18 protein-coding genes are annotated in these 26,366 nt (G+C 53.0%); 15 read left to right on the top strand and 3 right to left on the bottom strand.

The window, feature by feature from the left end:
- The first annotated feature begins 661 nt into the window (after positions 1–661).
- The 12 genes from CGZ80_RS18215 (at position 662) to CGZ80_RS18270 (ending at position 15,351) form a co-directional block, all read left to right on the top strand.
- Positions 662–1,258 (top strand): hypothetical protein, encoded by a 597-nt coding sequence (locus CGZ80_RS18215; RefSeq protein WP_094417066.1) that lies wholly within the window; start codon positions 662–664, stop codon positions 1,256–1,258.
- A gap of 83 nt (positions 1,259–1,341) precedes the next feature.
- A complete protein-coding gene (locus tag CGZ80_RS18220) occupies positions 1,342–3,654 on the top strand; it encodes a PAS domain S-box protein (protein WP_233148506.1) in 2,313 nt (770 codons plus the stop codon).
- Entirely contained in the window at positions 3,647–5,458 is a 1,812-nt protein-coding gene (locus CGZ80_RS18225; protein WP_158222759.1) for an ATP-binding protein, read from the top strand. Before CGZ80_RS18220 ends, CGZ80_RS18225 begins: the two co-directional genes overlap by 8 nt.
- Positions 5,455–6,669 (top strand): response regulator, encoded by a 1,215-nt coding sequence (locus CGZ80_RS18230; RefSeq protein ID WP_094417072.1) that lies wholly within the window; start codon positions 5,455–5,457, stop codon positions 6,667–6,669. Before CGZ80_RS18225 ends, CGZ80_RS18230 begins: the two co-directional genes overlap by 4 nt.
- Positions 6,659–7,837 carry an HD domain-containing phosphohydrolase gene (locus tag CGZ80_RS18235; protein WP_158222760.1) on the top strand — a complete coding sequence of 393 codons (1,179 nt, stop codon included), beginning with the start codon at positions 6,659–6,661 and terminating at the stop codon, positions 7,835–7,837. Before CGZ80_RS18230 ends, CGZ80_RS18235 begins: the two co-directional genes overlap by 11 nt.
- Positions 7,838–8,171: 334 nt before the next feature.
- Entirely contained in the window at positions 8,172–9,389 is a 1,218-nt protein-coding gene (locus tag CGZ80_RS18240; protein ID WP_094417076.1) for a CpaE family protein, read from the top strand.
- A gap of 28 nt (positions 9,390–9,417) precedes the next feature.
- The gene (locus CGZ80_RS18245) at positions 9,418–10,713 is read left to right on the top strand and encodes a CpaF family protein (RefSeq protein WP_103296576.1); all 1,296 of its coding nucleotides are present in this window, start codon (positions 9,418–9,420) and stop codon (positions 10,711–10,713) included.
- A gap of 110 nt (positions 10,714–10,823) precedes the next feature.
- A complete protein-coding gene (locus tag CGZ80_RS18250; RefSeq protein WP_143544019.1) occupies positions 10,824–11,669 on the top strand; it encodes a type II secretion system F family protein in 846 nt (281 codons plus the stop codon).
- Between the two features lie 17 nt (positions 11,670–11,686).
- Positions 11,687–12,616, top strand: a complete 930-nt coding sequence (locus tag CGZ80_RS18255; RefSeq protein WP_094417078.1) for a type II secretion system F family protein — start codon at positions 11,687–11,689, stop codon at positions 12,614–12,616.
- Between the two features lie 38 nt (positions 12,617–12,654).
- Positions 12,655–13,074 carry a TadE family protein gene (locus tag CGZ80_RS18260; RefSeq protein WP_158222761.1) on the top strand — a complete coding sequence of 140 codons (420 nt, stop codon included), beginning with the start codon at positions 12,655–12,657 and terminating at the stop codon, positions 13,072–13,074.
- Positions 13,075–13,090: 16 nt separating this feature from the next.
- Positions 13,091–13,564, top strand: coding sequence for a TadE/TadG family type IV pilus assembly protein (locus CGZ80_RS18265; protein ID WP_158222762.1), 474 nt, complete (start codon positions 13,091–13,093; stop codon positions 13,562–13,564).
- Between the two features lie 101 nt (positions 13,565–13,665).
- Positions 13,666–15,351, top strand: coding sequence for a pilus assembly protein TadG-related protein (locus CGZ80_RS18270; protein ID WP_094417084.1), 1,686 nt, complete (start codon positions 13,666–13,668; stop codon positions 15,349–15,351).
- Here CGZ80_RS18270 and CGZ80_RS18275 read toward each other — a convergent pair whose 3' ends face one another.
- The 3 genes from CGZ80_RS18275 to CGZ80_RS18285 form a co-directional block, all read right to left on the bottom strand.
- Positions 15,352–18,264, bottom strand: coding sequence for a PAS domain-containing hybrid sensor histidine kinase/response regulator (locus CGZ80_RS18275; RefSeq protein WP_094417086.1), 2,913 nt, complete (start codon positions 18,262–18,264; stop codon positions 15,352–15,354).
- Positions 18,261–18,908, bottom strand: coding sequence for a hypothetical protein (locus CGZ80_RS18280; RefSeq protein ID WP_143544020.1), 648 nt, complete (start codon positions 18,906–18,908; stop codon positions 18,261–18,263). Before CGZ80_RS18280 ends, CGZ80_RS18275 begins: the two co-directional genes overlap by 4 nt.
- Before the next feature lie 282 nt (positions 18,909–19,190).
- Complete coding sequence (locus tag CGZ80_RS18285; RefSeq protein ID WP_094417090.1) at positions 19,191–19,778, bottom strand: response regulator transcription factor; 588 nt, start codon at positions 19,776–19,778, stop codon at positions 19,191–19,193.
- Positions 19,779–20,094: 316 nt separating this feature from the next.
- On the opposite strand from CGZ80_RS18285, the gene CGZ80_RS18295 reads away from it, so the two are divergent.
- The 3 genes from CGZ80_RS18295 (at position 20,095) to CGZ80_RS18305 (ending at position 26,074) form a co-directional block, all read left to right on the top strand.
- Positions 20,095–21,294: an ABC transporter substrate-binding protein gene (locus CGZ80_RS18295; RefSeq protein ID WP_233148507.1), complete on the top strand. Its 1,200-nt coding sequence runs from the start codon at positions 20,095–20,097 to the stop codon at positions 21,292–21,294.
- Entirely contained in the window at positions 21,278–23,761 is a 2,484-nt protein-coding gene (locus CGZ80_RS18300) for an ATP-binding protein (protein ID WP_094417094.1), read from the top strand. The genes CGZ80_RS18295 and CGZ80_RS18300 overlap by 17 nt, the downstream gene beginning before the upstream one ends.
- Before the next feature lie 303 nt (positions 23,762–24,064).
- Positions 24,065–26,074, top strand: coding sequence for a methyl-accepting chemotaxis protein (locus tag CGZ80_RS18305; RefSeq protein WP_094417096.1), 2,010 nt, complete (start codon positions 24,065–24,067; stop codon positions 26,072–26,074).
- Positions 26,075–26,366: the final 292 nt, after the last annotated feature.

The raw sequence follows: 26,366 nt of genomic DNA on the forward strand, positions 1-26,366 counted from the left end.
CGGAGTTCAATCCGGACGGACTGTAAGGGTTGTATCGAGTATTCCAAATCGGAAACTTTTCCGAATTCTATAAATCAGTTGCCAAAACGTAATGACCGCACGCGGCGATTCGGGCATTTTGGGCAAGAAACGGCCCTGCTTTCGACTTTTCGGTATGCAAATCGGGTCAATCAGTGCAGGTCCCTGGTTGTTTCTCATCCGCGACCGTCATTCTCCGCTCAGGCTGTCACCCGATTGGTTTGCCGCCACTCCTGTACATCCCTTTGTCGCCGGCTTCAGTCTTTCGACGCCTGATGGCAGTACCTCGCTGGCAGCAAACTCTTTCATCTCCACCCGCTCGGTTCCTGATTGAAGTGTCGCCAGCGGCAAATGTCAAAAGCGGCAATTGTCGCCAGCGGGAATCGATAGAAGTGACGCACGCGAGACAAAAGACGTTCACCAGATTGTCAACTCTTCGGCTCTGGCCTTTTGCCCGCAAGGGAACACCTTCGCGCTCGTCGGCGCGAGTCATGCTAGCGTTGCAAACGATGGTGGACCTTCGATGAACGCTCCTTGTGAGCGGTGTTGAAACCGTCACGAAGGTGTTGCACTTCGCAGCGTAGGCGGAGTCCAGCGATATCCATCCTACCAGTGTTTAGCAAAGCCAAACTTCCGGTGTTGGATGATCGATCGATTGATACGGTTCGTCGCGCTTCCGAGTTTGCTGGCGTCTTATCTCGCTGGCGTGATCCAGCTGACTGACTATTCCAGCCGCCCATCGGCCGTCGCGACCAATGTTGTTTGGAGTGATGTCGAGTCTCTTGTCGCCGAGGTTGGCGGCGATACCAACGTCACAACGATTTTGTTTTTCTACCAGCCGGGGTGTCCATGTACCGTTGCGTCGGCTCGAAGTCTGCAGCGTGCCTGTCCGCTCTTAAATACTCCCTATCAAATCATCGCGTTCGCGTATCTCCCTGAAGACGCGCCTGCGGATTGGATCGACACACGGACATCCGAAACGCTGCTGCGAATCTCGCCGATCAAATTGATCGATGATGCTCAAGGGATGATTGCACAATCGCTCGGCATAACGACGTCGGGGCATTGTCTGGTACTTGCGCCAAGACGCGGTGGCATCTTTAGCGGCGGTTTGACATCGCTTCGTGGACACGAAGGGACTGGTCCATCGTTGACCCAGTTTATTCACAGCATCAACGATGCGTCCGAGCCATTGAGCGAGTGGCCGGTGTTCGGGTGTTCGATCTCCTCCACTCTTTAGGTTCGTAAATGGACTCGGCATCCTCACGCAACAACTTATTTCAAACTCGCTATCAGAATGAATGCCGATGGGTCAATCGTTTAATGGCGAGACTCATGTTTGGCCAATGGATTTTGGGCATCTTGTTCGCGTTGTTTTGGACACCGTTGACGTGGATCGGAAGCACCAGCCAGGTGCACATCCATGTCTGGGGCGCGATTATCGCTGGCGGTGCGTTATCAGGTTTCACGATCCTTTGGCTGAAAACCTTTCCGGATGCAGCGCATACCCGGCATGTCGTTGCCGTTGCACAGATGTTGTGGTCGGCGATGTTGATTCACCTATCGGGCGGACGTATCGAGACACACTTCCACGTCTTTGCGTCGCTTGCGATTCTGAGCAGCTACCGTGATTGGAAAACCCTCGTCACTGCCACGATCACGATCGGAATCGATCACTTTATTCGTGGTGTCTTTTATCCCTTATCCGTTTTTGGCGTTGCCGCTGAGACCCCGATTCGATGGCTGGAGCACGTCAGTTGGGTGCTGTTCGCCGTCGCCTACTTAGTTCCCAGTTGTCGTCGGCATCGTAGCGAGTTCAAGGAGCTTTGCGATCGACAGACGGAACTTGAGATCGCCAAGCACACCGTTGACCAGCAGGTCGATGAACGGACACAGGAATTGGTCCAAATCAATCAACTGCTGAGGAAGAAAACGAACGAGGCGGAGAAGTTGGCAATGGTTGCGCGGCATACCGACAACGCCGTCTCGATCACCGACGCGCAAGGGAAGATCGAATGGAGCAATGAGGGTTTTACGCGGATCACTGGCTACTCTGCCGAAGAAGCTTTGGGGCGACAAATCCTCGACTTTTTACACTGCAGCGAGACAAAGCCTGAGATCGTCAAAACAATGCGTGAGGCTTTTCGGCACGGTGACGGTTGCAACCTGGAATTGGTCAACCGGCGAAAGAACGGAGAACTCTATTGGTTGGCGACCGAGGTTCGTCCGATCAAGACAATCCGCGGCGATCTGAATCGGTTCATTGTCATTGACCGGGATATCAGCGAACGCAAAAACGTCGAATTGTCACTCGCACAAGCCGAACAGCAACTGCGATCGATTTTTGACAACGTACCCGGTGCGTTCTATCGGCGCTATTTGCATCGAGATGACAAAAGCATCTTCATGAGCCGATGGATCGAAAGGATCACTGGCTATCCGGCAGACGAGTTCGTTGTCTCGGATGCCTCCGAGTCCATCTGCCATATCCGCAGACGCTCCCATTTGGATTTCATTCATCCGGAAGACGACGCACGCGTTCGCAAACATATCGAAACGTCGATTCAGCAGCGTGGTGAATTCTCGATCGAGTATCGAATCGTTGACAAGAATGAAAACATTCGGTGGGTCTGGGAACGCGGCAAGTGTGTGGATAACTGCGACGAAGACCCGCTAATTGATGGAACGGTTTTTGACATTACCGAGCGGATCGAGGCCGAGCAGGAAAACCAAAAACTGCATCAGGAATTGTTGGATGTCTCACGACGGGCAGGCATGGCGGAGATCGCTACTGGAGTGCTTCACAACGTGGGGAACATCCTCAATAGCGTGAATGTTTCTGCTTCAATCATTCGCAAACAACTCGAAGACAGTCCGATCGACAAATTGGAACGTATCTCTGGATTGATCGATGAATATGAAGGCGACTTTTTCGCGTTCGTGAAAGACGAACATCGGGGACGACTCGTTCCAGAATACCTGAGACGTTTGAAAGACTCGATGCAGGAAGGGCGTCTGGACATGATCACGGAGTTCTCCGATCTCGTTTCAAACATCGATCACATCAAAGCGATCATCTCGGTGCAGCAGTCCACGGCGAAGTGCTCCGGATTGGTGCAAAAGCTTGATGTCCATGATGTCTTTCGCGACGCGATATCGGCGAACAAGGCATCGATCCAAAGAGACAAAATTATCATCAACCAACAAATCGATGAGTGTGTGCCAGTGTTCGTTTCGGACAAGCATCGAATCCTTCAGATCCTGATCAACCTGATCAAAAACGCGATCGATTCGCTACGCGAGTCGGGTGTGCCGTCACCGACCGTGACCGTCACCGCGACTTGCACCGACGAATGGATGATTTTGAGCGTCGGTGACAACGGTGTCGGGATTCCTCCCGAACGTTTGGCGCGAATCTTTCAGCATGGTTTCACGACAAAGAAGACTGGGTATGGCTTTGGTCTGCACAGCAGCGCCAATGCCGCAAAGGAGATCGGTGGTGTCCTGACGGGGTTCAGTGATGGCGTGGGATGTGGAGCGACATTTGAGTTGAAGTTGCCTTCAACAGAGGCGTCGCTGAATGAATCAATTGATCACGAGACAATTTGTATTACAGGGGAGCGTGCGTATGAATAAGCCGATCAGTGACGAGGGGAGTCGGTTTCGCCGGATCCTGGTGATCGACGACAACGAAGCGATTCATGGCGATTTTGACAAGATCCTAAGATCGGATGCTCGAAATGAATCGCTCGATGAATTGGACGCCGAATTGTTCGGCCGCAAGGGCAACGTACAGAAGCTTTTCGATTTTGATTTGGTCCACGCAACGCAAGGCCAGGAAGGTCTGCAACTGTTGGAAACTGCGCTCAAGGACGAAGAGCCATTTAGCGTTGCGTTCGTTGACATGCGAATGCCACCAGGCTGGGACGGCGTTGAAACCATTCAGCGACTTTGGCAAGCCGATGAAAAACTGCAGGTGGTAATCTGCACCGCGTATTCCGATCACAGTTGGCAGCGGATTGTCGAACGACTTGGGCACAACGATCGTTTGTTAGTCCTCAAAAAGCCTTTCGACGAAATCGAAGTCGTCCAGCTTGCGACATCGCTTTGCGAGAAACGCCGGTTGCTGGAGATCTCACTCACGCGAATGGAAAATCTCGAGAAGGCGTTTACGGCGCAGGCGGCCGAACTTCAGGAAGCCCAGGAAAACGCCGAGACCTTGATTCAATCGATTACATCCATCTTGATCAGCCTCGATTCGACCGGGCTGGTTTCCCGTTGGAACCCAATCGCCGAACACGTGTTCAAGATTCGCGAGGCACAGGCGCTGGGGAAATTCTTTTCCGAGTTGCCCATCCGCTGGGTCGACCCGCTGAGCACTGCCCATTTGATTTTGGAGCGTTCGTCGCACGGTCCCTGCCGATCCGAATTGCATTTCATCGACAACGAGAACAATCGAAAGACATTGGAAACGAGCGTCTTTCCGGTGATCGATGCCGCAAACTCTCACTCGCGTTTGATTCTTGCCAACGATGTGACTCTGCAAAAGAAACTGCAATCGCAACTTGACCAAGCTCAGCGTTTGGAATCCGTGGGACAGTTGGCGGCCGGGGTCGCTCATGAGATCAATACGCCGATGCAATACATCGGCGACAACATTCGCTATGTCGAAAAGACTTTAAGTCGGTTCAACAGTTTGTTGGAGTGCCTTCCGGACTTGATTGACGAATCGATCAGTGACGACGAAATCATCGCTCGGCGAAAAACTCTCGCGAAAGATATCACCGCAAAGAAGCTCGGCTACTGGTTAACGCAATTGCCAGAAGCGTTGTCGGATTCCATTCAAGGGGTCGACGCGGTGGCGAAAATCGTGTCCGCGATGAAAGAGCTGTCCCATCCGGGAACGGCCGAGAAGTCCTACATCGATCTGAATCACATTTTGCAATCGACCATCACGGTCGCACGCAATGAATGGAAGCATATCGCCGACGTGCAAACAAACTTCTCGACGGACATGCCAGACTTGTTGGCTTTCCCGAGTGAGCTCAATCAAGCCTTTTTAAACATCATTGTCAACGCGATCCACGCGATCCAAGATCGCATCGCTTGCACGGGAATTGAACGCGGCAAGATTGAAATTTCGACCAGCCATGATGCCAACAATGCGGTGGTGGTCATTGCTGATAACGGTGGCGGTATCCCGAGCGAAATTCGGGACCGGGTATTTGAGCCGTTCTTCACGACGAAAGATGTCGGCAAAGGCACCGGTCAAGGCTTGGCGTTGGCCAGGGCAGTTGTTGTCAACAAACACGCGGGCGAATTGACATTTGATGTTCGTGAGGGTGAAGGGACGACGTTTTACATCCGTTTGCCATTCATTGCCGATGACGAAGCGAACGAGCTGGATGTCGTGGTCGCCGCCAACGGAGGCGCCCTGTGAAGATCCTGTTGGTCGACGACGAGGCACATGTATTGCGTGGAGTCTCTCGGATGATCGAGTGCGAAGCCGATCATTGGGAGGTTGAAACCGCATTGTCAGGTTCCGACGCGATCAAAATGCTCGAGGGCGACCGCTTCAACGTTGTCGTTTCGGACATGAGCATGCCCGAAATGGATGGCGCTGAACTGCTTGAGATCGTCGAGCAGCGGTTTCCCAACGTTCTCCGCATCGTGCTTTCGGGCCAGGCCGACCGCAAGTCTGTGCTGCGGGCGATCAAACCGATGCACCAATACTTGGCTAAGCCATGCGATCCCGATGTTTTGATCAATATCATTCGTCGGGCGGAAGTGTTCCAACAAATGATCACTTCCGTCGAAGTTCTCGATGCCATCGGCAAAGCAAACTGTTTGCCAACGATTCCGAAAATGATCGAGGAGATCGATCGTGAAATCAACTCTGATGTCAGCACAACGGCCTCGCTGGCAAAGGTGATTTCCAAAGACCCGATCCTTGCCGGGAAGCTGTTGCAGCTCGCAAATTCAGCGATTTTTGGACAAAGGCATCAGGTCGTTGAAATTGAACAGTGCTTGTCTCTGATCGGAACGGAACTCGTCAAAGCAGTCGCGATTTCGCTTGCGGTGTTTTCGCCGAGTCAGACGGGTGACATCGAGAAAGTAAATCACCTTTTCGCCCATAGCGTCGAAGTCGCAAACATGGCCCGTCGCATCGCCAAATGGGAATCCGTCGATTCGACGACGCTCAATACGGTGCTATCTGGCGGTCTGCTGCACGACATCGGCAAAATGGTTTTGTGGAACGCATTTCCCGATCGATATCAGAAAGTCTTGCAACGGAAGCAGGCGGAAGGGATCGCGCTGTGGAGATGTGAATTGGAGGAGTTCGGCGCCTCGCATTCAGGCATCGGTGCATACCTGCTGGAACTTTGGGGAGTTCCTGAATCGCTGATCCAAACGGTCGCAACACACCACAGTCTGGATATCTGCGCAAGATCTAGCCAAGCGTGCCAGATCCTATTCGCGGCGAACTGGATCGCCAATGGTTGTGAAGGGGAGATCGAAGAGACCGCAATCCCAGAGTCGGATTTCCGTGGTCACGCATCGGTCGAGGAATTGGCCGACTTTAGATCGAAGCTTGCCCAATGGGGACAACGAGCGTGCGATGAGTCGGAGGAGGCGCACAATGGGAACTAGTCGGTCAGTGGGAACGAGTCGGGTCCTGGTCGTCGATGATGACGAAAAACTGCTGCGCGGAGTCGTTCGCCAACAAGGCGATTCGTTCGATATTTCGACAGCCAAGGGCCCCCGAGAAGCACTCGATCAAATTGATCCTGACTGTCCTTTCGCCGTCGTCATTTCTGACATGCGAATGCCTGAAATGAACGGCGTCGATTTTCTAAAAGAAGTGTGTGCGCGATCTCCGGAATCGGTTCGCATGATCATGACCGGATTTGCCGAACTGAATTTGATCATTCGTGCGATCAACGAAGGGCATATCTTTCGTTTTTTGGCGAAACCTTGTAGCGAACAAGACATGGCACTCTCACTTCGTGCCGGGATTCGTCAGTACGAATTGGTTCGGTCCGAACACGATTTGGTTGAAGGAACATTGCATGGAAGCGTCGATATGCTTGCCGACATGTTGTCGCTTGTCAGGCCGCTCGCATTCGGCCAGTCTGTACGGGTTCGTCGAATCGTCGAAGGGTTACTCAGCCGACTTGACATCGACGACGCTTGGCAAGTCGAGATTGCCGCCATGCTTTCGTCGCTCGGGTGTGTGACCTTGCCCTCCACACTGTTGGAGAAAAAGTTCATGGGTCAACCGCTGACCAGCGAAGAACAAACTCAATTTGATAGGCATCCTGAACTGGCAAGTCGTCTACTGCACAAAATCCCTCGGCTCGAGAGTGTTGGCGACATCATTGCGGCACAAGCACCTGGCGGTTTGCAGGGCGTCCAGCAGTCACCGGAACTCACCCGGAAATCAAAGGTGCTGCGTTTGGCGTTCGAATACGAGCGTCTTGAAAAACGAAGCAAATCGCCGCTGCACGCGATGAACGAATTACGCAAATCGGCTGAGAAATTTGGCGATGAGTTGGTCGACGCGCTCGTTGATTATGTCCGTCAAGAGAAACATGCCGAATCGAGAACGATCTCGATTCACAGCCTCACTGAGGGTCAAGTCTTGGCCGAGGAACTGCGTTGCAGCGGCGGGACACTGTTGATGAGCAAAGGTCAGAAGATTACGGAATCCGCCTTGAGGATGATCGAAAATCACTATCAACACGGGGCGATCGGTGACACAGTGAAGGTTGTCAGCCTGGTATCAGAGCCGAAAGAGTCTGCGGTGTTAAATGCATAAAGTTTCTTGTGGATGACGACTGTTTTATTACTCGAGATCAGGCAAATAGCACTTGTAGTTTGGCCCTCAGACCCACCATTGTTGTGGATTGCAAAGGTAAAGTTCGGGAGCCAGGTTTATCGAATCGACAGCGATTGCTGGGGATGATTGTAGTTGAGCAGACGATCCGAACTGACCGTCCGAGTGGAAGGTCGCAGGCGGTCGGCGTCGGATGAGGGAAAGCAATCAATACCAATGTAATTGTGATCAACGCATCCTCCTTGCGATTGATACGCACCGTGTCGAGCCAGTTGGCATAGACACGTTCTCCTGCTGAAGCAAAGACGCAACTTATATGAATGAATTCTGGATCATCAATGAAAATGAAAACGTCACGTCGAGGCTGAGAAATGAGCTTCTCGAAGCAGGGGTGGCGCACCACGAAGGACGCGAAGTCGAATTGGCCTGGATTGCCAAAGAAATGGAAAACATGCTGGTTCCAGGGTGTGTCTGTTTCCTCGCGGTGAAGTCGATCGACCAAAACTTGCTCCGCACAATTAGTCGATTTCATGAGCAGGGGTCGGCCAAGGTCGTCGTATTGCTCGAAGCGATCGAGTCCGATGTCGCGTTGAATCTGTTTCGCGCGGGCGCGTCCGATGTGCTGACACTGACGGAGAGTTTTAGGTCTGACTTTATCAAGCTATTGTCACGCCTACATGCCGCATCTGTCGGTGAGGGAAAGGTTGGGAAAATCGTTTCGGTGCTGTCATCGAACTGCTACCTCGAATCGTCCTTGTTGGCTGTCAACTTAGCAGCTGCGTTTGCGAAAACGGCCGGCAAGTGTGCACTGGTCGATTTGCACCTGCACGGCGGCGACCTAGCGACGATGTTGAACATGAGTCCGACGCATACGCTGCGCGATCTGCTCACCCAGCGAATGGGTCTGGATGATTCGATGATTGATCAAGTGATTGCCAAACACGATTGCGGTATCCACTTGGTGGCGAGTCCCCCGCTGTATTCCAACCGCGAAGAATTCGACTTGAACTTATGCAGTCGAATTGTGGAATACGCAATGCTTTCGCGTCCCTACACGTTGGTCCACTGTGATCGCCCGGCATTCGGAGAACAGATGCGTGCGCTGGTTTCTAGCGAGGCAATTTTTGTCCCTTGTCGGTTGGACATGGCATCAGTGGTACGCACCAAGGGTTTGATCAAATACTTATCGGCCAACGGGATCAAACCGGACTTGATACAAGTTGTCGCATTCTTCAACGAATGTGAAAGTGAGTTGCCGCCCGCAAGCGTCAAGAAAGTGCTTCAAGTGAATGAGCTTGCGACAGTCAAGTTGGAGCCGGTCAATCAAACGTCGTCAATCAATTTGGGGGAACCGTTGGTCCTGCAGAACCCCGGTTGCCGTTGTGCACAGGGGTTGCTGAAGATCTCTGAATCGGTCACCGGCGTTTCTCTCGATCGGCAGCGGAAAAACAGTACCGCGGCCAAAAAGTCGACCTCATTTCTCGATCGATTGGGGAGTGTCATTCGATCTTCCCCAAGTCCAGCGCCCCGTTAAACGTCAAGCTAATTTAGGAGTAGGTTGAATGGACCGAGCTGTCGCGATGGCAAACAACCCGGCGCATGAAATCTGGTTTCAAAACCTGAAGGCGGAAATCCATGAGCGTTTAATTGCGGAATTGGATCTCGAAGCGTCGCGCAATGTTGACGAAGCAGTCATGCGGCAAGAGCTCCGCCTGGGTGTTGAGCGTCTTTGCAACAAGCACTCCGATCTGCTTTCGAGCGTCGACCGCGTTCGGCTGATCGAAGAACTGCTCAACGAGACTCTTGGGCTTGGACCATTGGAGCCGCTGATGAATGACCCGTCCGTTTCGGACATCTTGATCAACGGTCCGACGAACGTTTATGTCGAACGAAAAGGGGTGTTGGAACGGACTTCGGTGCGGTTCCGTGATAACGATCATTTGATCGACATTGTGCAACGAATTTCCGGGCGCGTGGGACGTCGCATCGATGAATCGTCACCGATGGTTGACGCTCGATTACCTGACGGCAGCCGCTTGAACGCGGTGATACACCCATTGGCATTGGACGGCGCGCTGGTGTCAATTCGACGCTTTTCCAGCAACGTGCTCGATATCAAGGACTTGATTGTTCGTCAAACGGCGACATCGGACATGCTTTCGTTCTTGTCCGCGTGCGTCAAAGCCAAGCTGAATGTTTTGGTTTCTGGCGGTACCGGCGGTGGTAAGACCACGCTGCTGAACCTGCTGTCCGGATTCATCGACAAATCGGAACGGATCGCCACCATCGAGGATGCTGCGGAACTGCGACTGCAACAACCACACGTCGCCCGAATGGAGACCCGGTCGGCCAACATTGACGGAAAAGGTGCAATCACATCAGGTGACCTTTTGCGGAACGCGTTGCGGATGCGTCCGGACCGAATCATCGTCGGGGAATGCCGCGGCGCAGAAGCGTTTGACATGCTGCAGGCAATGAACACAGGCCACGACGGCAGTATGTCGACCATTCACGCGAACAACACGCGTGAAGCACTTAGCCGTCTCGAAATGTTGGTCGGGATGGCTGCACCGGAACTTCCCATGTGGTTCATCCACCGGCAAATCGCATCCGCGATCAATATCGTCGTTCAAGTTGAGCGTATGACCGGCGGACACCGAAAGATCGTACAGATTTCGGAAGTCACCGGCGTACACGGGGAACTGATCAGCATGCACGACATCTTCGAATTCCGGCGAACGGGACTCGACAAAAACGGACACGCGACAGGGGTTTTCGAAGCGACCGGGGTGGTGCCGAATTGCATGTCACGCTTGCAAGAATCGGGAATCAGGCCAAGAGACGTTCAGGTTATCTAACAGCGAGCAGCGATGATTCCATATCTGATTGCCGGTATCGCTTTCCTCGCCGTCGGCGGAGTAGTGCTGCTAGTCGGTGTCTTTCTTTCGCGAGATCGCCTTCGCGAAGGTTGATTACAGAACGCCGCCTTCGTGACCTCGGCGGATCGATGGAAGAAGGGTCGATTCTTTCGATCTTTAAGCAGTCGTCTTTGCAAACCGAGGAACACGATTCACCGAAACAAAAGTTGGTGAAAGCCCTCGCGCGTTTGATCGAGAACACTGAAATCGATTGCAGCGTTCGTACGTTCTGCTGGGGCAGCCTGGGGGCCGGCGTTGTGCTCGGCGTCGCGGCGTTTTGGTTGATCGGATGGGTTGCGATACCGATCGGTGTGTTCACAGTCTTCGTCCCCGCGATCATGTTGGAAATGATGCGTCGGGCGCGGAACCGTAAATTGATCGAACAATTGCCTGGCGTCTTCCAATCGATCAGTCGTGCGGTTCGCTCGGGGAAGACGGTTAACTCGGCAATGAGAAGCATTGCGGACCGCTTTCCCAAACCGATTTCGACGGAGTTTGCCCTTTGTTGTGAGCAGCAAGACCGAGGTTTGGCAAAGGAGTTAGCCCTCCGGAAACTGGGCGAACGGACGGGAGTCATGGACTTGCAGATTTTCGTAGTCGCATTACTCGTTCAATCGAAGTCTGGTGGCGACTTGCCAGAGTTGTTGCAAAACCTGTCGGCAACGATGGAAAAGCGGGGGCGGCTGAAACAGCGTGTCAAAACTCTGACCAGCGAAGGGCGGATGCAAGCATTCGTTCTGTTGATGTTGCCCGTTGTGGCATTCATTGCGTTGCAATTCATCGCGCCGGACTATGTCGAAGTCCTGATGACAAAAAAGGAATTGCTGTTGGTCACCGCGGCTCTACAAGCCGTTGGATTCTTCTGGATTTATCGAATCGTCAATTTCCGGTTCTAAGCTCACGGGGGTCTTGAATGGGTACTCAGGTTGTCACGATCCTCGCGGTGTTCGTTTTTACGGCGATCGTTGTTTACTTGGTGATGAGCCAATTCAACCGCTATGGGGTAACTGTCCATCGGCGGATGGAGTCCTTGTATTCGGACGGCGTTCCCCAGCAAATTGAACGAAAACAATGGATCGACCGGAAGAAACTGGGCGAGCTATTCGCGAAGCTTTCGAAGTACGGATCGCTTTCGAAGTTGGCACAGACCGAAACGTTGCAAAAGCGACTCGCGTCGGCTGCAATTCGAAACAAGAGTGCGGTTCATTTCTTTCTCGCGGTCCGCGGTGGTTTGGTCATCCTCCCGGTGATCGTGTCGTTCTTGGCTTGGCAGTTGCATTGGTGCACTGGAACCGTGGCCGTTTACATTCTCTTTGGCGGTTCCGCATTGGGTTGGATCATTCCGATTCTATGGTTGAATAGCAAACTGACACGATACCGATCGACGTTGAAGGCGTCGTTGCCCGACTTCTTGGACCTTGTGGTCGTGTGTCTCGATGCGGGCCTCAGTTTGCAGGACAGCCTGCGGCGTGTCGCAGGTGAACTGCAATCGGCACACCGTGAGCTTGCACTAGAGATGGCGGGGGTACAACGCGACGTCGAGCTCGGCTCTTCACTCGACATGGCGATGAAGCGTTTGGCGGAGCGGACCGACTACGAGCCGGTCCAGATCCTGAGCAGTTTGATTTCTGAAGGCCATCGGCACGGGGCCAACATAGCAGACGCGTTGAGAAGCCATTCGGACACGCTTCGTTATCAACGCGAGCAAGCCGCGGAAGAAAACGCACAAAAAGCGTCGGTGAAAATCATGCTTCCCATGATGGTGTGCATTTTCCCGGCGACATTCATCGTGTTGGTCGGTCCAGCGGCTATCAAGATCTACGAAGCATTTTCGGTGAAGTAGTCGGTTGTCGTAAGTAGTCAATGCCGGGCGTGAGCTTTATGAATCGTCGCAATCAAAATCGCAAAGCGGTTGCCGCCGTCGAATTCGCCATTGTCGCGCCAGTACTGTTGCTGCTGACATTCGCATGTATTGACTATGGCCGCGCACTTGGGATACGCAGCATTGTCTGCAACGCGGCTCGAAGTGGCGCAGCATATGGTGCCAGCCACAAATACACCGAGTTCTCCAAGGCAGATTGGGAGCAAGCGGTACAGAACGCAGTGCTTGACGAATTCGCAGCCTTGCCCGTGACGGAAACCGGACCCACCGAGTACGCCTTGAGCGTGACAGAAAACGCTTCTGGTTTTCACCGCGTCCGGATCGATGTCGGATACCGATTCAATGCAATTGTGCCGTGGCCGGGTTTGCCCTCCGAATTGGATATCCGGCACCATGTCGAATTCAACCAATTTCGGTAATCAACGGTATAGACCAATGGCGCAGCATGTTTCTGGATTTCGGCACCGACAAGGATCGGGCCGACAAGGTGTATGCGCAGCAGAGACTGCGATCACGCTACCAATCGCATTGTTGATTATCTTTGCGATGTTGGATCTTGGTTTGGTATCGGCGCGGCAAAATGCGCTCGAATACTCAGTACGGCGTATCTGTCGTGATGTGACGACGCATGGTAGCGATGCGGACGTCGTACAAACGCAATGGGGACCCGCACCGATCGAATCGAATGCCGGCAGCGGTATTCCGATGGTGCAGAGCGCGGTACAGACATTGCCGACGATGGCACTCGAAGACGTCGCCGTTTCAATCGTTTGGCCGTCCGGGAGCAATGACCCTGGTGACCGTGTCGAAGTTTCTTTGCGTTATGTCCACGATTCGTTTCTCTATGGCTGGTTGCCATGGACCGAGTGGACGCTGACGTCTCGCTGCACGATGCCAATCGTCAACTAACCATTGGCAATCAAACAGGACGATGCCGTGATTCCCGTCGCTAGCGCATGCGCTATTCCAATTTTGCCCGCTGTTTTTTCACCTGACCTGGAGATCTCTGAATGAAGTTGAAACAAAAACGCCCCGGGAAGATCGCCGCGATGGTGGTGATCTGCCTTCCGGTGTTGGTGGCGATGGCGGCAATTGTGATGGACGGTGGGCTGGGAATGGGAGAGCATCTCAATCTGCAGCACGCCGCCGATTCCGCGTCAACGGCCGCCGCGGCAAGCTTGCACGCCGGCAATGATCCCGGCGTCGCTCGCGATACCGCCTATGACATGGTGGCAAACGGACAAGGAATGGATGATGCCAATGTAATCGTCAACATCCCTCCCCAATCCGGTCAGTATGCCGGACAGGATGGCTACGTCGAAGTGCTCGCTGACGAGGAATACAACTCGATCTTTAGTGGCGCGATCGATGGCGTGTTTTCGCGGACGATCAAGGTTTCATCGGTCTCTGGTATTGTTCCCAATCCAAATGGTGGTGTGATCTCCGTTTTGGATCCAGACCCTGCACACATCTCTTTTGACAGCGTTCAGAACTTGATCGCCAATCTCGATCAAACCGCACTGGTCGATGCGGCAATCAGCCAATTGGATACCACGGGAATTGCGATCGGCCCACTGAGTATCCCTGGGACACTCGCAACAGTCTTGGGCTTGGTCCAAGACACTCTCGGTGATACCGTTTCGGACCTTCTCGACACTGAGCTGCTGGACACGGTTTCCGCGATATGTCCGCCTCTCTTGACGCTCGCCGGTGGGATGGAAGTCGAGGGCTTGGGACGGTTGAACGTCAACGGGGCAGTTCATGTGAATCACGAAGGCGGACGCTTTGATGAAAAGGGAAAAGCGGCCGGAAGCGGACCTTTGCCGCCCTATGGACTGTCGTGTATGCCGCTTTTATCGACGACTCGTTTGGCAGCGAAGTACATGCACGTCGTTGGCGGTGTCGATAATCCGGCAAACTACCTGCCGTACAACACCGCTGACAAAGATCCATTGCGTTGCAATCAGCGCCCCGTGGATGACCCGCTGGCTTCGCTACCGATTCCTTCCGCTGGAGCGGCGACCAGCAACGGCGATCGCGTTACGGTAGCGCTGACTGCTGCCGGTGCCCTCACGACGGTCAATGCCGTACTGGATAGTTTATCGCCGCTATTGAAAACGTTGCTGACTCCCTTGACCGGTCCGATCATTGACAGGCTTAATCGTGTCACTTTGGAACCAGGGGTCTACGATTCCTTAACCATCGTGTCTCTTGGCGGATCGGTCGAGTTGAAGCCAGGGGTCTACATCATCAATGATGTCAGCCCTATCACACAGATGTCGCTTTGCATCATCGGCTCGGTGAAAGCCGAAGGGGTGTTGTTCTATATTGCCAAGCCGTCCTCATATCTTCCGCTTCCGGGGACGATTCAGCCGAGCGTTTTGATCGCACCGCTGATTCACACCTGCACGTTCGAAGGGCTGCAAGACGGATCGTCACCCTACAACGACGTACTGCTATTTCAAGATCGTACCGATGCTCGTCCGATGATCATCGAGTCACAAAACTTGATCGGTGCGGGGGCTTTCGCCGGAACGATCTACAACAAGGCCGGCCATGTTTCGTGGGTTGCCGGTGGCGGAACCTATGACGTAAAGATTGTCAGTGGAACACTTCGAGTCGTGACCGTAACCAATACGACGGTGTCGCCTGATGTTCCCTTTCCGCCGGCAACAACCGTCATGCTCTTGGAATAGCTAAAGAGTGATTCGGCATTTCAAATCTTGAATCTGGTCCAACGTTCGGCGTGAGTCGAACGTTTTTTTGTTGCGTGCGGAACGCTCCAACTCCGCTGCCGGAATCGTAAAGCAACTGTACCCGACTGTTCCTGCAGAGCCACGAATCCAGTGGGCGATTCGTTCCATCTCGTCAAAATCGTTCGCTTCCCAGGCGTGCTCGAGTTCTCGTACTTTGACATCGAACTTATCGATAAACTGCTCGATGATATGACGGAATTCGGGGTCTTCGGTTGGGAGTGCCGAGCGAATGGGGGCCTGCGAACTTTCGTCGATCTCGCCAGTGCGGCTGATCGTGGACAGCGTTTCATAGAGCGCGGATGCGTCAATCGGCTTAGTCAGATAGCCGCTGCAGCCTGTTTCAAGACACTTTTCGCGATCACCCTGCATGGCATGTGCTGTCAACGCGATGATCGGCATTTCAAATCCACGCTGTCGCAATCGCGACGTTGCGGTGTAGCCGTCAAGAACCGGCATTTGCATGTCCATCAGGATCACGTCGAAGTTGGTACGGGATACCATATCGATCGCGACTTGACCATTTTCGGCCATCCAGACCTTGGCACCTTCGCGCTCGAGCAATAACCGGATCAGTTTGCGGTTCGTGTCGCCATCGTCGACGACGAGCACGCTCATCCCGTTTAGCCCATTGGTGGTGATTGGTTTGCGAGGCATTGGCGTGTTTTGTGCATGCGAATGTTGTGGAACCTGGCGAGCCATGTTGTCTAGATCGATGTAGTCAACGTCACCTGTATCGATCGTCGCTGTAAACGTACTTCCGCGCCCAACAAAACTTGCGACAGAAAGCGTACCGCCCAGCGATTCAGCGATTTTTTTGCTGATTGGCAGGCCGAGTCCGGTTCCACCATATTTGCGAGTGACGGTGTCGTCGGCTTGCACAAAGGGTTCGAAGATCGCGTTGATTTTTTCAGCGGGTATGCCCGCACCGGTATCACGAACTTCGATACACAATCGATTGTCGGTTTCTTGTGACAGGTAAGCGACGACGAGCACCGAACCCTGATCCGTAAACTTGATCGCGTTACCAACGATGTTCAGCAACATTTGTTTGAAGCGATACGGATCGGTTTTGATCGTTGCCGGTACCGGGCCTTCCCAGCGGTGGTCAAGGCCGATGCCTTTTTCGGTCGCGGTGACACGTAGGATCGAGATCGTGTCGGAGATGACCTGGTGGGGCGAACAGTCCAACAGTTCGACCTGCATCTGTTCGGCTTCAATTTTGGAAATGTCTAAGACGTCATTGATCAGCGAGAGCAAGTGTTGGCCGCTTCGACGAATCGTGCTGAGGTGGTCGTCCATCTCAGAGGGATCAAGGCTTTGCCAATCACGCAACAAGACGTCGGTAAAGCCGAGGATCCCATTAAGCGGTGTGCGAATCTCGTGGCTCATGTTTGCCAGGAACCGGCTTTTCGAGCGGTTGGCTGCTTCTGCCGCTTGGGTCGCCCGTTCAAGTTGTTCGGCGCGTTTTTTCCGGTCTGTGATGTCGGTTTGCGTCGCAATGAAGTTGGTGAGGTTGCCCTGAGAATCGAATACCGGATCGATCTCTAGATTGATCCAATATGGCGTTTCGGATTTTCCGTAGTTCAGGATTTCGACGCTGACACTTTCTTGGTTTTGAAGTCGTTTGCGGATCAAGTTCTTGGTATCGGTGTCTGTCTTGACGCCTTGCAACAGGTCGCCAGGTGAATTGCCGATCGCTTCTTCGGCGGAATATCCGGTCAGGTTTGTAAAGCCTTCGTTGACCCATTCGATACATCCGTTTGGGCCGGCGATAATCACCGAGTGCCTGGTCTTGCTGGCTACCAGCGAAAGCTTTTTGATCAAGGCTTGGGCGTTTCGTTCAGCAGTGATGTCCTCTGCGGCGGCCATCAGTTGATGGGGGTTGCCATCACTGTCACGGACGAGCGAAAGTGTTAGACGAACCCAGACCTCATGGCCCTGTTTGTGAAGGTAGCGTTTGTCGATTTGACAACTCGAATCCTGCCCTGACGACAGTTGTTCAAGTGCTTTGGCGTGCAGCGGAATGTCATCAGGGTGCGTGATGTCTTGGTATCGCTTCGTGAATAATTCGTCACGGCTGTATCCGGTGATTTCGCAGTAGCGATTATTGATCCGTATGTAGGTCCCATCAAGCTTTTTGAACGCCATTCCAAGCGCAGACTGTTCGAAGCCTTCGCGGAAACGTTGCTCGCTTTTTTCGGCCAGCGAGAGCGCAGCGTCAAGTTGAACGGATTTTGATGCAAGCGAGTGCATCTCATTCACACTTTGTTTGGTGATGATCAGCAAAATGACAACTTCGAAAACAACCCAGGCGGCATGTTCAAGCCACCGCCACTGAGAGGCAGTCGCAATTCCGAAAACCGATTCAGGCCACCAGATCCCTCGTGCCCAATGATCGACCGCGATGATCAATGTCGCGGGTGCCAAAGTTAACGGGTCTCGGTAGGCGGCCAAAAATGCGAGTGATCCAAAGACGTGAAAGTGCGTTTCAATTCGACCGCCACTCAAATGGATCAATAGGGTTGAAAACAACGCTTGGCTGCAAGCGATTGTCATGCGGGTGGAGGTACGCCCCGGTAGAAATACTGCCAACGCAATTGGCATCAGCGCCAGCACGCCACCGCCGAAGAAGGCCATCACAACATGCGGGTGAATACTGCTTTGGGAACCGTTCCAAGTAAAGGGCGACGTCACAAATGCGATTGCAATTGCGGCCAACCACTGCAACCCCATCAGCACCGCGAACATCCGATCCGTACGTGAATAGATCGAAACGAATTGCTCTTTCAGAATACGACTGATCGCCGGATCGTTTGACGTTGCTGGGAAGATCAGTTTTTTGAGTTGGTTCATGGGATGATTGACTCGGTTGGGCCTGGTACTTCGCCACACAACTGGCAGCCGAAAACGGGCGTCAATGTTGATTCGATCGTTTGAGGTTGGTTCAATGCAGCGACCAGTCGCGATGCGCCAACATTATCGCCTTCGTGACCACGAGAAATCGTGATGCCGCCGGCAAAGAGTTGGTTCCCGTCACGGCTATACAGAAGCGTGGTGCCGCTAACGTCGGCAGCAAAGCGGTTCGATTCGATACCGCCATAGTCGAGATGCAGTTGGGAGTTCGGCAACTGTAGGGCCGAACGAATGATTTCGGTGTTTGCCCAGTCTCTGCCACTTCGCTTAGGGACAGATGCGACCACAACGATGGAAACCGGGAATCTGGCTAGGTCCGCCCTATCAATCACGCGTTCCAGTTCATGCAAGCTGGCGTTCGTACACGGGCAAAGCGGATGAATGAAAAACAACAGTGTGTTGCTTTCACCGGAGCGTGGGATTGAACTTGATTCTGGCCAAGTGAGTTGCGAACCGGCGAGACCACGGTCCGTTGTGGAAAACTCGTAGCGGCTGATCGCTACCCAGCCGAGCAAAACGACGGCCGCCCAGCAGACGATGATCCAACGCCAAGCCATTGACTGTTTTGGGTCGGAAGAGTCCATCAATTGCGGCATGAATATCGAGGTGGCGAAACATCAGAATCAGTTTCGCAAACATAGATCGGTGTCATGTCCGAAGCCGGACGAGTTCAAACAGACAGATCAGTTAACGTCTCATCCGATCGGTTCTGAGAGCTGTCTCGATTAGCTCCGTGCCACTGGGGGATTCCGCCGTCAGGAGAGAGTGACGGCGACGCGAAACTGTGCCGCGTTTTGCGAAGTGACGCATCCAGTGCACGTCACGTTGTCACTAATCGTCGTCTCTTGGACGACAGACAGAAGCCACTAGCTGGACGTGGTGGCAACGCTTTCATCTGCATTCGCATTTGCGGAAAGTTTTTCAACAAGCTGACCGAGGTCTTCGATTCGACTTTCGAAGAGCTTCGTCAAACGATGTTTTTCGCTGAGCGCTTGCGCCAGTTGAAGAACCTCGATGTTGTCAAAGGGCTTCTTGAGAATCAGCAGGTTGTCACGAATGCCAAAGTCCTTCACGACATCTGTCCATTGGCGATCGGAGTACGCCGAGCAGATCACGACCTGAAGGCTTGGGTCAACTTCCCACAGACGCTTGATGGTCTCGATCCCATCCCAACCCGGTGGCATTCGCATGTCGACAAATGCGACGGTAAACGGATTTCCGGCGGCGATCGCGCTTTTAAGTCGTTCGAGAGCTTCTTGGCCTTGAAACGCATCTTCAAGTTCGAAGCAAAGTTGATCTTCTTCGGCAGCGGACTCGCCAAAAAGTTGCGCTTTCAAATCGCTGAGGTCAGTCGCTGCGTTCTGTTTGAGGATCTTTTTAAAGTCGTCGTGAATCGCTGGGTTGTCGTCAACAATAAGGATTCGACGTGGATCAGTAATGACCGTGTTGCTCATGTGCGGTTTCCGAGGGCCTGTTTTACAAACAATGGTCCAAAGCGTTTCAACACACTGCGTCGAACGCCTGTTCTCAAAAACATACAGCGAAAAGAATTGCACAACGTGTCGGCGACGGAACTCGGACGATGCACTGTCGCCTCACGATCAAGCCACGTGGATGCATTGTCGCAGCAGGTTGGAGATCAACCGACACAGACAACTGTTTGCCGTCAAGTCAGATGATTCTGAATTCGGTGGTTCGTTTCCTACGATAGGGGTTCGCTAGTTGAATTGATGCGAAGTTCTTTTCGTGAATTGCCATCCGGAGTTAGTTGTGAAATCACTATGGGTTCCAGCCACGATCGCGTTGCTGGGAGTGTTCGCCGGCGGACAATTGAATGCAGAGCAAAGTGACCTGCGAACGTTGAAGTTCGGCATGTCGACGGCTTTGACAGGTCCAGCCGGTGCACTCGGACGCGAAGTCCGCATTGGGGTGGAAGCCGCATTCGCGGAACGAAACCGAAACGGCGGCATCGCAAGTCAGGAACTCGAACTTGTGGTGCTGGATGATGCCTATGAACCGAAGCAGACGGTTCCCAACATGAGAACGCTCATCGAAGAGGAAGCTGTACTAGGCATTATTGCCAATGTCGGAACACCCACAGCGATCGCAGCGATGCCAATCGCAATTGCAAACAAGACACCTTTTATCGCGGCATACTCTGGTGGTAGCGTGCTTCGTAAAGAGCCAACGGAACGGTACGTGATCAATTACCGTGCTAGCTATCTTCAAGAAACGCGAGAGATTGTCAGCGCGCTCATGCGGTATGCCGGGTGCAAGCCAAATGAGATCGCTTTTTTTACCCAGCGAGATGCGTTCGGTGATGCGGGCTACTTTGGCGGAGTCGACGTGTTGCGCGAGCATGGAATCAAGGACAAGCACCAGATTCTCCATGTCCGGTACGAGCGAAACACGATGGCCATTGAAGGGGCACTCGCGGAATTGTTGCTCAGCCCGGTGCCGCCAAAAGCAGTGATCATGGTCGGCGCCTATGGACCATGCGCAAAGTTCATCAAGCTTGCCAAGTCGTCGGGACTGGACGTGATTTTCGCAAACGTATCGTTCGTCGGCGCCGAGTCACTTGCCTCGTTGTTGGGTGACGAAGGCGAGAACGTCATCGTGACGCAGGTCGTCCCTCATCCGGAATCGGATCTCCCCATCGCTAAAGAATTTCGTGCCGCGTTTAGCGCAATCAAGAGCGATGCTACACCGACATTCGGGGCGCTCGAGGGGTACATCGCAGCCCGCATGTTGATTCACGCATTGGATTCCTGCGAAGGCGAAATTACACGCGACGCAATCGTCGACGCGTTTGATGGTCTCGGCGAATTTGATTTGGGACTCGAACGCCCGCTGTATCTGTCAACTACTCACCACCAAGCCAGCGACAGCGTTTGGCCCACAGTTATTCATTCAGAAAATGTCCAGCCGATGCGTTGGGAGGAAATAATTGTCGATGCGAAAATCGAATGAATCGAAGGTTTCAGCGACAATCGCGAAATCAAAAGCGCCGGACGGATCTGTACGTAATTTGGCGTGGTTCGGAATCATCGCTGCGGGTGCAATTGTCGGGATTCTGATTTGGTCGATGCTGCAAATTCAAAACGACCGCAACGCACGCGACGAGATTGCCGAAGCAGTCGCCGCATCGATCGCGTCGGCAAATGACCAGCTAACACGCTCGGTGCACTACACCACCCCGCTCTTCCAAGGCGATCTGATTGCCGAAAAGCCACCGACGGAACGATGGGAGTTCCTCGATCTCCCGGAGGACATGCGAACCACTGCGACGACACAGATGGGAGAGACTGCGAAGGATCTAGCAGAAAAAATTGCCGGCCTCGAAGACCTAAATCGCCGTTGCTATCACTTTGCCCAACGGTTGCAGGTCGCGGAGCAAGAACGGTTGGCGTGTTCAAAATCGACGAGGTCTGCGATCGGCGCACTTCATGCGAGCCTCGACGTAGCGGTCGGTGAAGAGGCACTGCGTCAAGCGATTCAGTTGCGAGACTATCGCAATTTGGACGGCGATGACAAGGAAAAAGCCGCGGTTGAGTTTGTGAAAACCTTCCGCCCTGTTTACCACCTTGGAGCAGAAACGGACGAAGTTGTCGAACTGGAATCGCTTTGCGACCGACTACTCGTGACAACGGATCGTGATTTATTGACCGACTTAAAGGACAACTACATTTCCGGATGTCTCTTGAGACTCGAGCGAGAGATTACAGCGGGGACACCGGTTGGACCGTTGGAAGAGTACCGCAACTTGCTAAGCAACGTGATGAATAACTTGCTCGGTGAAGGATTCCGTCGTCACTCGACGTATCAAACGATTGAGCCTGGACATGGCGGTTTTTTTAACGCGTGTGAGAATTGGCTTTTACTCCAAGAAGAACTCAATCAACTTGAGCAACTCCGCTATGCTCGAATTGACGAATTTGTAGAAGCTCGCAATCAACTTTTTACGAATCTTGCGGAGTTTTCAAATGGTTCGGGAACGGTCGCATCGCGCGCGATTCGCCAAGCGATGTATCTCATTCTGGTTTTTGGAGTGATTTTTGGTCTCGTGTTTACGGGATTGGCGAGAAAGATTTCCGATACGATCGTGACGCAGTTCACCGCATTGGAACATCAAGCGGTCGAATTGGAAGCGGCGTCGCTTGAACTGAAATCATCATCGGAACACCTTTCATTGCTTTCCCTGGTTGCTAAGCACACTGACAATGCGGTCGCCATTACCAATGCCGAGGGCATCATCGAGTGGGTCAACGAAGCGTTTGAGCGAATGACCGGTTACACACACGAAGAGGTCGCCGGATCGCACTGGTTCGACCGATTGGAAAGATCTGGTGTCGATGCGGAGATGGCAGAGGAGTTTCATGAGGCATTTGCAAGCCAACGAGGAATTGACTGTGAACTAAGCGTCGCAAACCGGGAAGGCGATCTTTATTGGGTCGCTCTTGAAATGCGTCCGATTTTGCACGAGACGGGCGGTGCCCGATACATTTGGATCGAACGCGATATTTCGGGGAAAATCGCAGCCCAACGCGTTGCCGAAACCTTGAACTCTGAACTGCGGATGGCGGAACGTTATGCGGGGATGGCCGAGGTCGCGACCGGCGTGTTGCACAACGTCGGAAACGTTTTGAACAGTGTCAATGTTTCGGCCAACGTCTTGCGTGATAGTATCGGTTCATCTGAACTGGCGTCGCTGCAAAAGATTGCGGCATTGCTGTCAGAACATCAAAGCGACCTTTCCGAGTTTCTCAGCGATACGGGGCGACGCGATGCGGTGGTGCAGTTTGTTGGTCGCGTTTCCACACAGTTGGCTACCGACCAAGATGAGCAGCTCAAAGAAGTCGATCAGTTATTCGAAAGTATCGAGCACATCAAAGCGATTGTCGCATCGCAGCAATCGTTTGCCCGTCTAGGCGGCGGTACGGAATCACTGAATCCGACCGACTTGATCGAAAATGCGATCCTGCTTCACAGTGCGAGTTTGACGCGTCACGGTGTTGAAGTCGTCAAAAAGTTCTCGGCGGCACCATGCATTTTCGCATCCAAACATGACGTTCTGCAGATCTTGGTGAACTTGATCAAGAATGCGCAGCAAGCGTCCAACGGCGACGATCACGAAGCGAAGAGCATCGAGATCGACATCCACCAGGAAGGCCCGAATGTAAAGATTTCGGTGAAGGATTACGGATGCGGGATCGAAGAGTCGAACCTTATGAAAATTTTTCAGCATGGGTTTACGACGAAAGATGAAGGCCATGGTTTTGGCTTGCATTCCTGCGCATTGGCCGCTTCGAATATGGGCGGGAAGTTGGAAGTCGAAAGTGAAGGGCTTGGGAAAGGTGCCAAGTTTACTTTGACGTTGCCGACGACTGAGTCAATCGAAAATGCCGGTCGCGAAGCTCCTCAAGAAGCTTTGGTTTGACCGTCGCTCGAGGCAAACACTCGAACGAAAGGTGAAGCCGATTTCGTTGTCTCACTTCGTTGCGGACAGCGAGATTGCCGTCATTTGATTGGATGAATTTGCCAGTGCCGTTTACCGTCATCCACTCGCCCAATCGCTTTGGTGCAAGGGGGGTGACGTAAGAAAAAGTGTGAGCTTGAAATACTCAATGGAACGGCAACTGATCGCTATTCCGGTGCATTTTGGGCGGTAGTCGGCGGATTGTCGTTTGCGATAAGACGCCACAAGTACTGTTTCATTTCGATCCTTGCAGGGGCGATTAATATGATTGGACTGGGGCAAAGACTCGTCAGTCTCGTACCAGGTAGCAAGTCGCGCGAGTACAACGCAACGCTTTCACGGTTGGAAGAGCTTTCCACGATTGTCAATCGGGCGATCGAAGGTGACTTTCCTGACGAGTTCCCGGCGACGGAGAACTATGCGGTCGGGCATCTCTATGGCGAGTTGCAGTCGGCGTTCAAAGTGCTGGACAAAACGAAGCGCGAGCTCAATCGCTATCGGGAGATCCACGATAGCCTTTTCAATAGCCAGGCTTGTATTGAATTCAATCCTGACGGAACGATTGAATCGGCAAACGAGCCTTTTTTGTCGCTGGTCGGATACAGCCTGTCCGAAATCAAAGCCAAACATCATCGAATGTTCGTCGACAAACAACTTGCCAAGAGCGAAGAGTATCGTTCGTTTTGGGCGGATCTTGCGCAAGGCATCAGTCAGTCGGGCGAGTTCAAGCGAGTGAACAAGGACGGCGACGAGATCTGGATTAGTGCGACGTACAGCCCGATCCGTGATGGCAGTGGGAAAGTAACCAAAGTCATCAAAGTGGGCTACGACATCACAGAGTCCCGACGCGAAAGGGATTCTGAAATCAATCGCGTCAATGCGATGATGGAAGCATCGGCAGCGATGGTCTTTGCTGACAACGACAACATCATTCGCTACATGAATCCGGAAGCCACCGTGACGCTGAAGAAGCTCGAGCAGTTTCTTCCCGTCAAGGCAGATGACATTGTCGGTCAATCAATCGATATCTTTCACCGAACGCCAGCGAAGCAACGCGGTATCGTTGGCGATCACAAAAATCTGCCCATTAAGACCCGAATCCCTGTCGGCCCTGAGACATTGGAATTGAGCGTCAAGGCGGTTTTTGATCCGAATAGTGTCCGCTTGGGGACGATGGTTACCTGGGAGGTAATTTCGGAAAAGGTTCAGATGGAAAAGGAGATCAAGGAAAACTCTGAACGACAGCGTATCGAGGCACAGGAAACCAACGATAAAGTCGAGTCGGTTTTGCAGATCGTCAATCGAATCGCCGAAGGTCAATTCGATTTGCAGTTCCCCGATTTCGGCAATGACGCGATCGGAAAAGTCGCCAAGGCGCTGGGACGTGCCGTCGAATCGGTCCGCGACGCACTGACCCGCGTGCGAGAAGTTTCCTCGATGGTCGCAACGGCATCAACAGAGATGACCAATGCGGCATCCGAGATCTCACGCGGTGCCCAAGACCAAGCATGCCGGTTGGAAGAGACGGCTTCCAGCCTTGAGGAAATTACACAGACGGTCCGGCAAAATAGCGAGAGTGCACAGACCGCGCGTTCGCTTGCGGATTCGTCGCGTAACGTTGCTTCTGAAGGTGGCAAAGTGGTCGGCGAAGCCGTCCAAGCGATGCAGGAGATCAACGACTCGTCGAAGCGAATTTCTGACATCATCACAACGATCGACGAAATCGCCTTCCAGACAAACTTGCTGGCACTCAATGCCGCGGTCGAGGCTGCTCGAGCGGGTGAACAAGGACGCGGGTTTGCGGTCGTCGCATCGGAGGTTCGCAACTTGGCGCAGAGAAGTGCTTCGTCGGCCAAAGAGATCAAATTGTTGATCCAGGATTCGACCAGCAAAGTCGAACGTGGCACACGGTTGGTTTATAAATCGGGTGAAACGCTCGACGAGATTGTCAACTCGGTTCGCCAAGTGACCGATTTCGTTGCGGAGATTGCATCGGCGTCCGTCGAGCAATTGACTGCGATTCAGCAAGTGAACGGTGGGGTGTCGAAGATGGATGAAGTGACACAGTCCAACGCCAATCAAACCGAAGAACTTGCTGGGACCTCGTCCTCGGTGCTCAATCACGCTCACCACTTGAACGACCTGGTGAGCAAGTTCCATTTGGGGCAACCACCGTTGCCCAAGGGGCCCCCTGCGTTCTCGGATCCGCCACCGCGCGAAATCAAACCTGAAACGCCGGTGGATGACGAGTTTGACTGGGATATGGACGCCTAGAACAAGGTCGATTGACTTGTTGGGGACTTCCCTTTGTGTGCCATCCTGAAGATTCTTTGTGCTCTAAACTCTCAGGATGGCGGAGGGAGATACTCGTGCGAGGCAATTTGGCTGCCTGACGAGTATTCACTGATTGGTGTGGAAACGCTGAGCAATTGATGCGACTGATCTGGGCAACTTTCAATGGAAAAGCTGCCCACGTCCACGGGGGACTCAGGAAACGCATCATGTCGCCGAATGAGAAGTTCACTCGTTCCTCTGTCGAAAACGTCTTTCGTTTCCAATGGGAATC

Origin of the sequence: Rhodopirellula sp. MGV (assembly GCF_002251265.1) — a bacterium.
Taxonomy (GTDB): Bacteria; Planctomycetota; Planctomycetia; order Pirellulales; family Pirellulaceae; genus Stieleria; species Stieleria baltica_A.

Bases quoted from the DNA above. Each gene is read 5' to 3' on its own strand.
- CGZ80_RS18215 (WP_094417066.1), top strand. From the start codon at position 662: ATGATCGATCGATTGATACGGTTCGTCGCGCTTCCGAGTTTGCTGGCG.
- CGZ80_RS18220 (WP_233148506.1), top strand. From the start codon at position 1,342: ATGGCGAGACTCATGTTTGGCCAATGGATTTTGGGCATCTTGTTCGCG.
- CGZ80_RS18225 (WP_158222759.1), top strand. From the start codon at position 3,647: ATGAATAAGCCGATCAGTGACGAGGGGAGTCGGTTTCGCCGGATCCTG.
- CGZ80_RS18235 (WP_158222760.1), top strand. From the start codon at position 6,659: ATGGGAACTAGTCGGTCAGTGGGAACGAGTCGGGTCCTGGTCGTCGAT.
- CGZ80_RS18240 (WP_094417076.1), top strand. From the start codon at position 8,172: ATGAATGAATTCTGGATCATCAATGAAAATGAAAACGTCACGTCGAGG.
- CGZ80_RS18245 (WP_103296576.1), top strand. From the start codon at position 9,418: ATGGACCGAGCTGTCGCGATGGCAAACAACCCGGCGCATGAAATCTGG.
- CGZ80_RS18255 (WP_094417078.1), top strand. From the start codon at position 11,687: ATGGGTACTCAGGTTGTCACGATCCTCGCGGTGTTCGTTTTTACGGCG.
- CGZ80_RS18260 (WP_158222761.1), top strand. From the start codon at position 12,655: ATGAATCGTCGCAATCAAAATCGCAAAGCGGTTGCCGCCGTCGAATTC.
- CGZ80_RS18265 (WP_158222762.1), top strand. From the start codon at position 13,091: ATGGCGCAGCATGTTTCTGGATTTCGGCACCGACAAGGATCGGGCCGA.
- CGZ80_RS18270 (WP_094417084.1), top strand. From the start codon at position 13,666: ATGAAGTTGAAACAAAAACGCCCCGGGAAGATCGCCGCGATGGTGGTG.
- CGZ80_RS18275 (WP_094417086.1), bottom strand. From the start codon at position 18,264: ATGAACCAACTCAAAAAACTGATCTTCCCAGCAACGTCAAACGATCCG.
- CGZ80_RS18280 (WP_143544020.1), bottom strand. From the start codon at position 18,908: ATGGACTCTTCCGACCCAAAACAGTCAATGGCTTGGCGTTGGATCATC.
- CGZ80_RS18285 (WP_094417090.1), bottom strand. From the start codon at position 19,778: ATGAGCAACACGGTCATTACTGATCCACGTCGAATCCTTATTGTTGAC.
- CGZ80_RS18300 (WP_094417094.1), top strand. From the start codon at position 21,278: ATGCGAAAATCGAATGAATCGAAGGTTTCAGCGACAATCGCGAAATCA.
- CGZ80_RS18305 (WP_094417096.1), top strand. From the start codon at position 24,065: ATGATTGGACTGGGGCAAAGACTCGTCAGTCTCGTACCAGGTAGCAAG.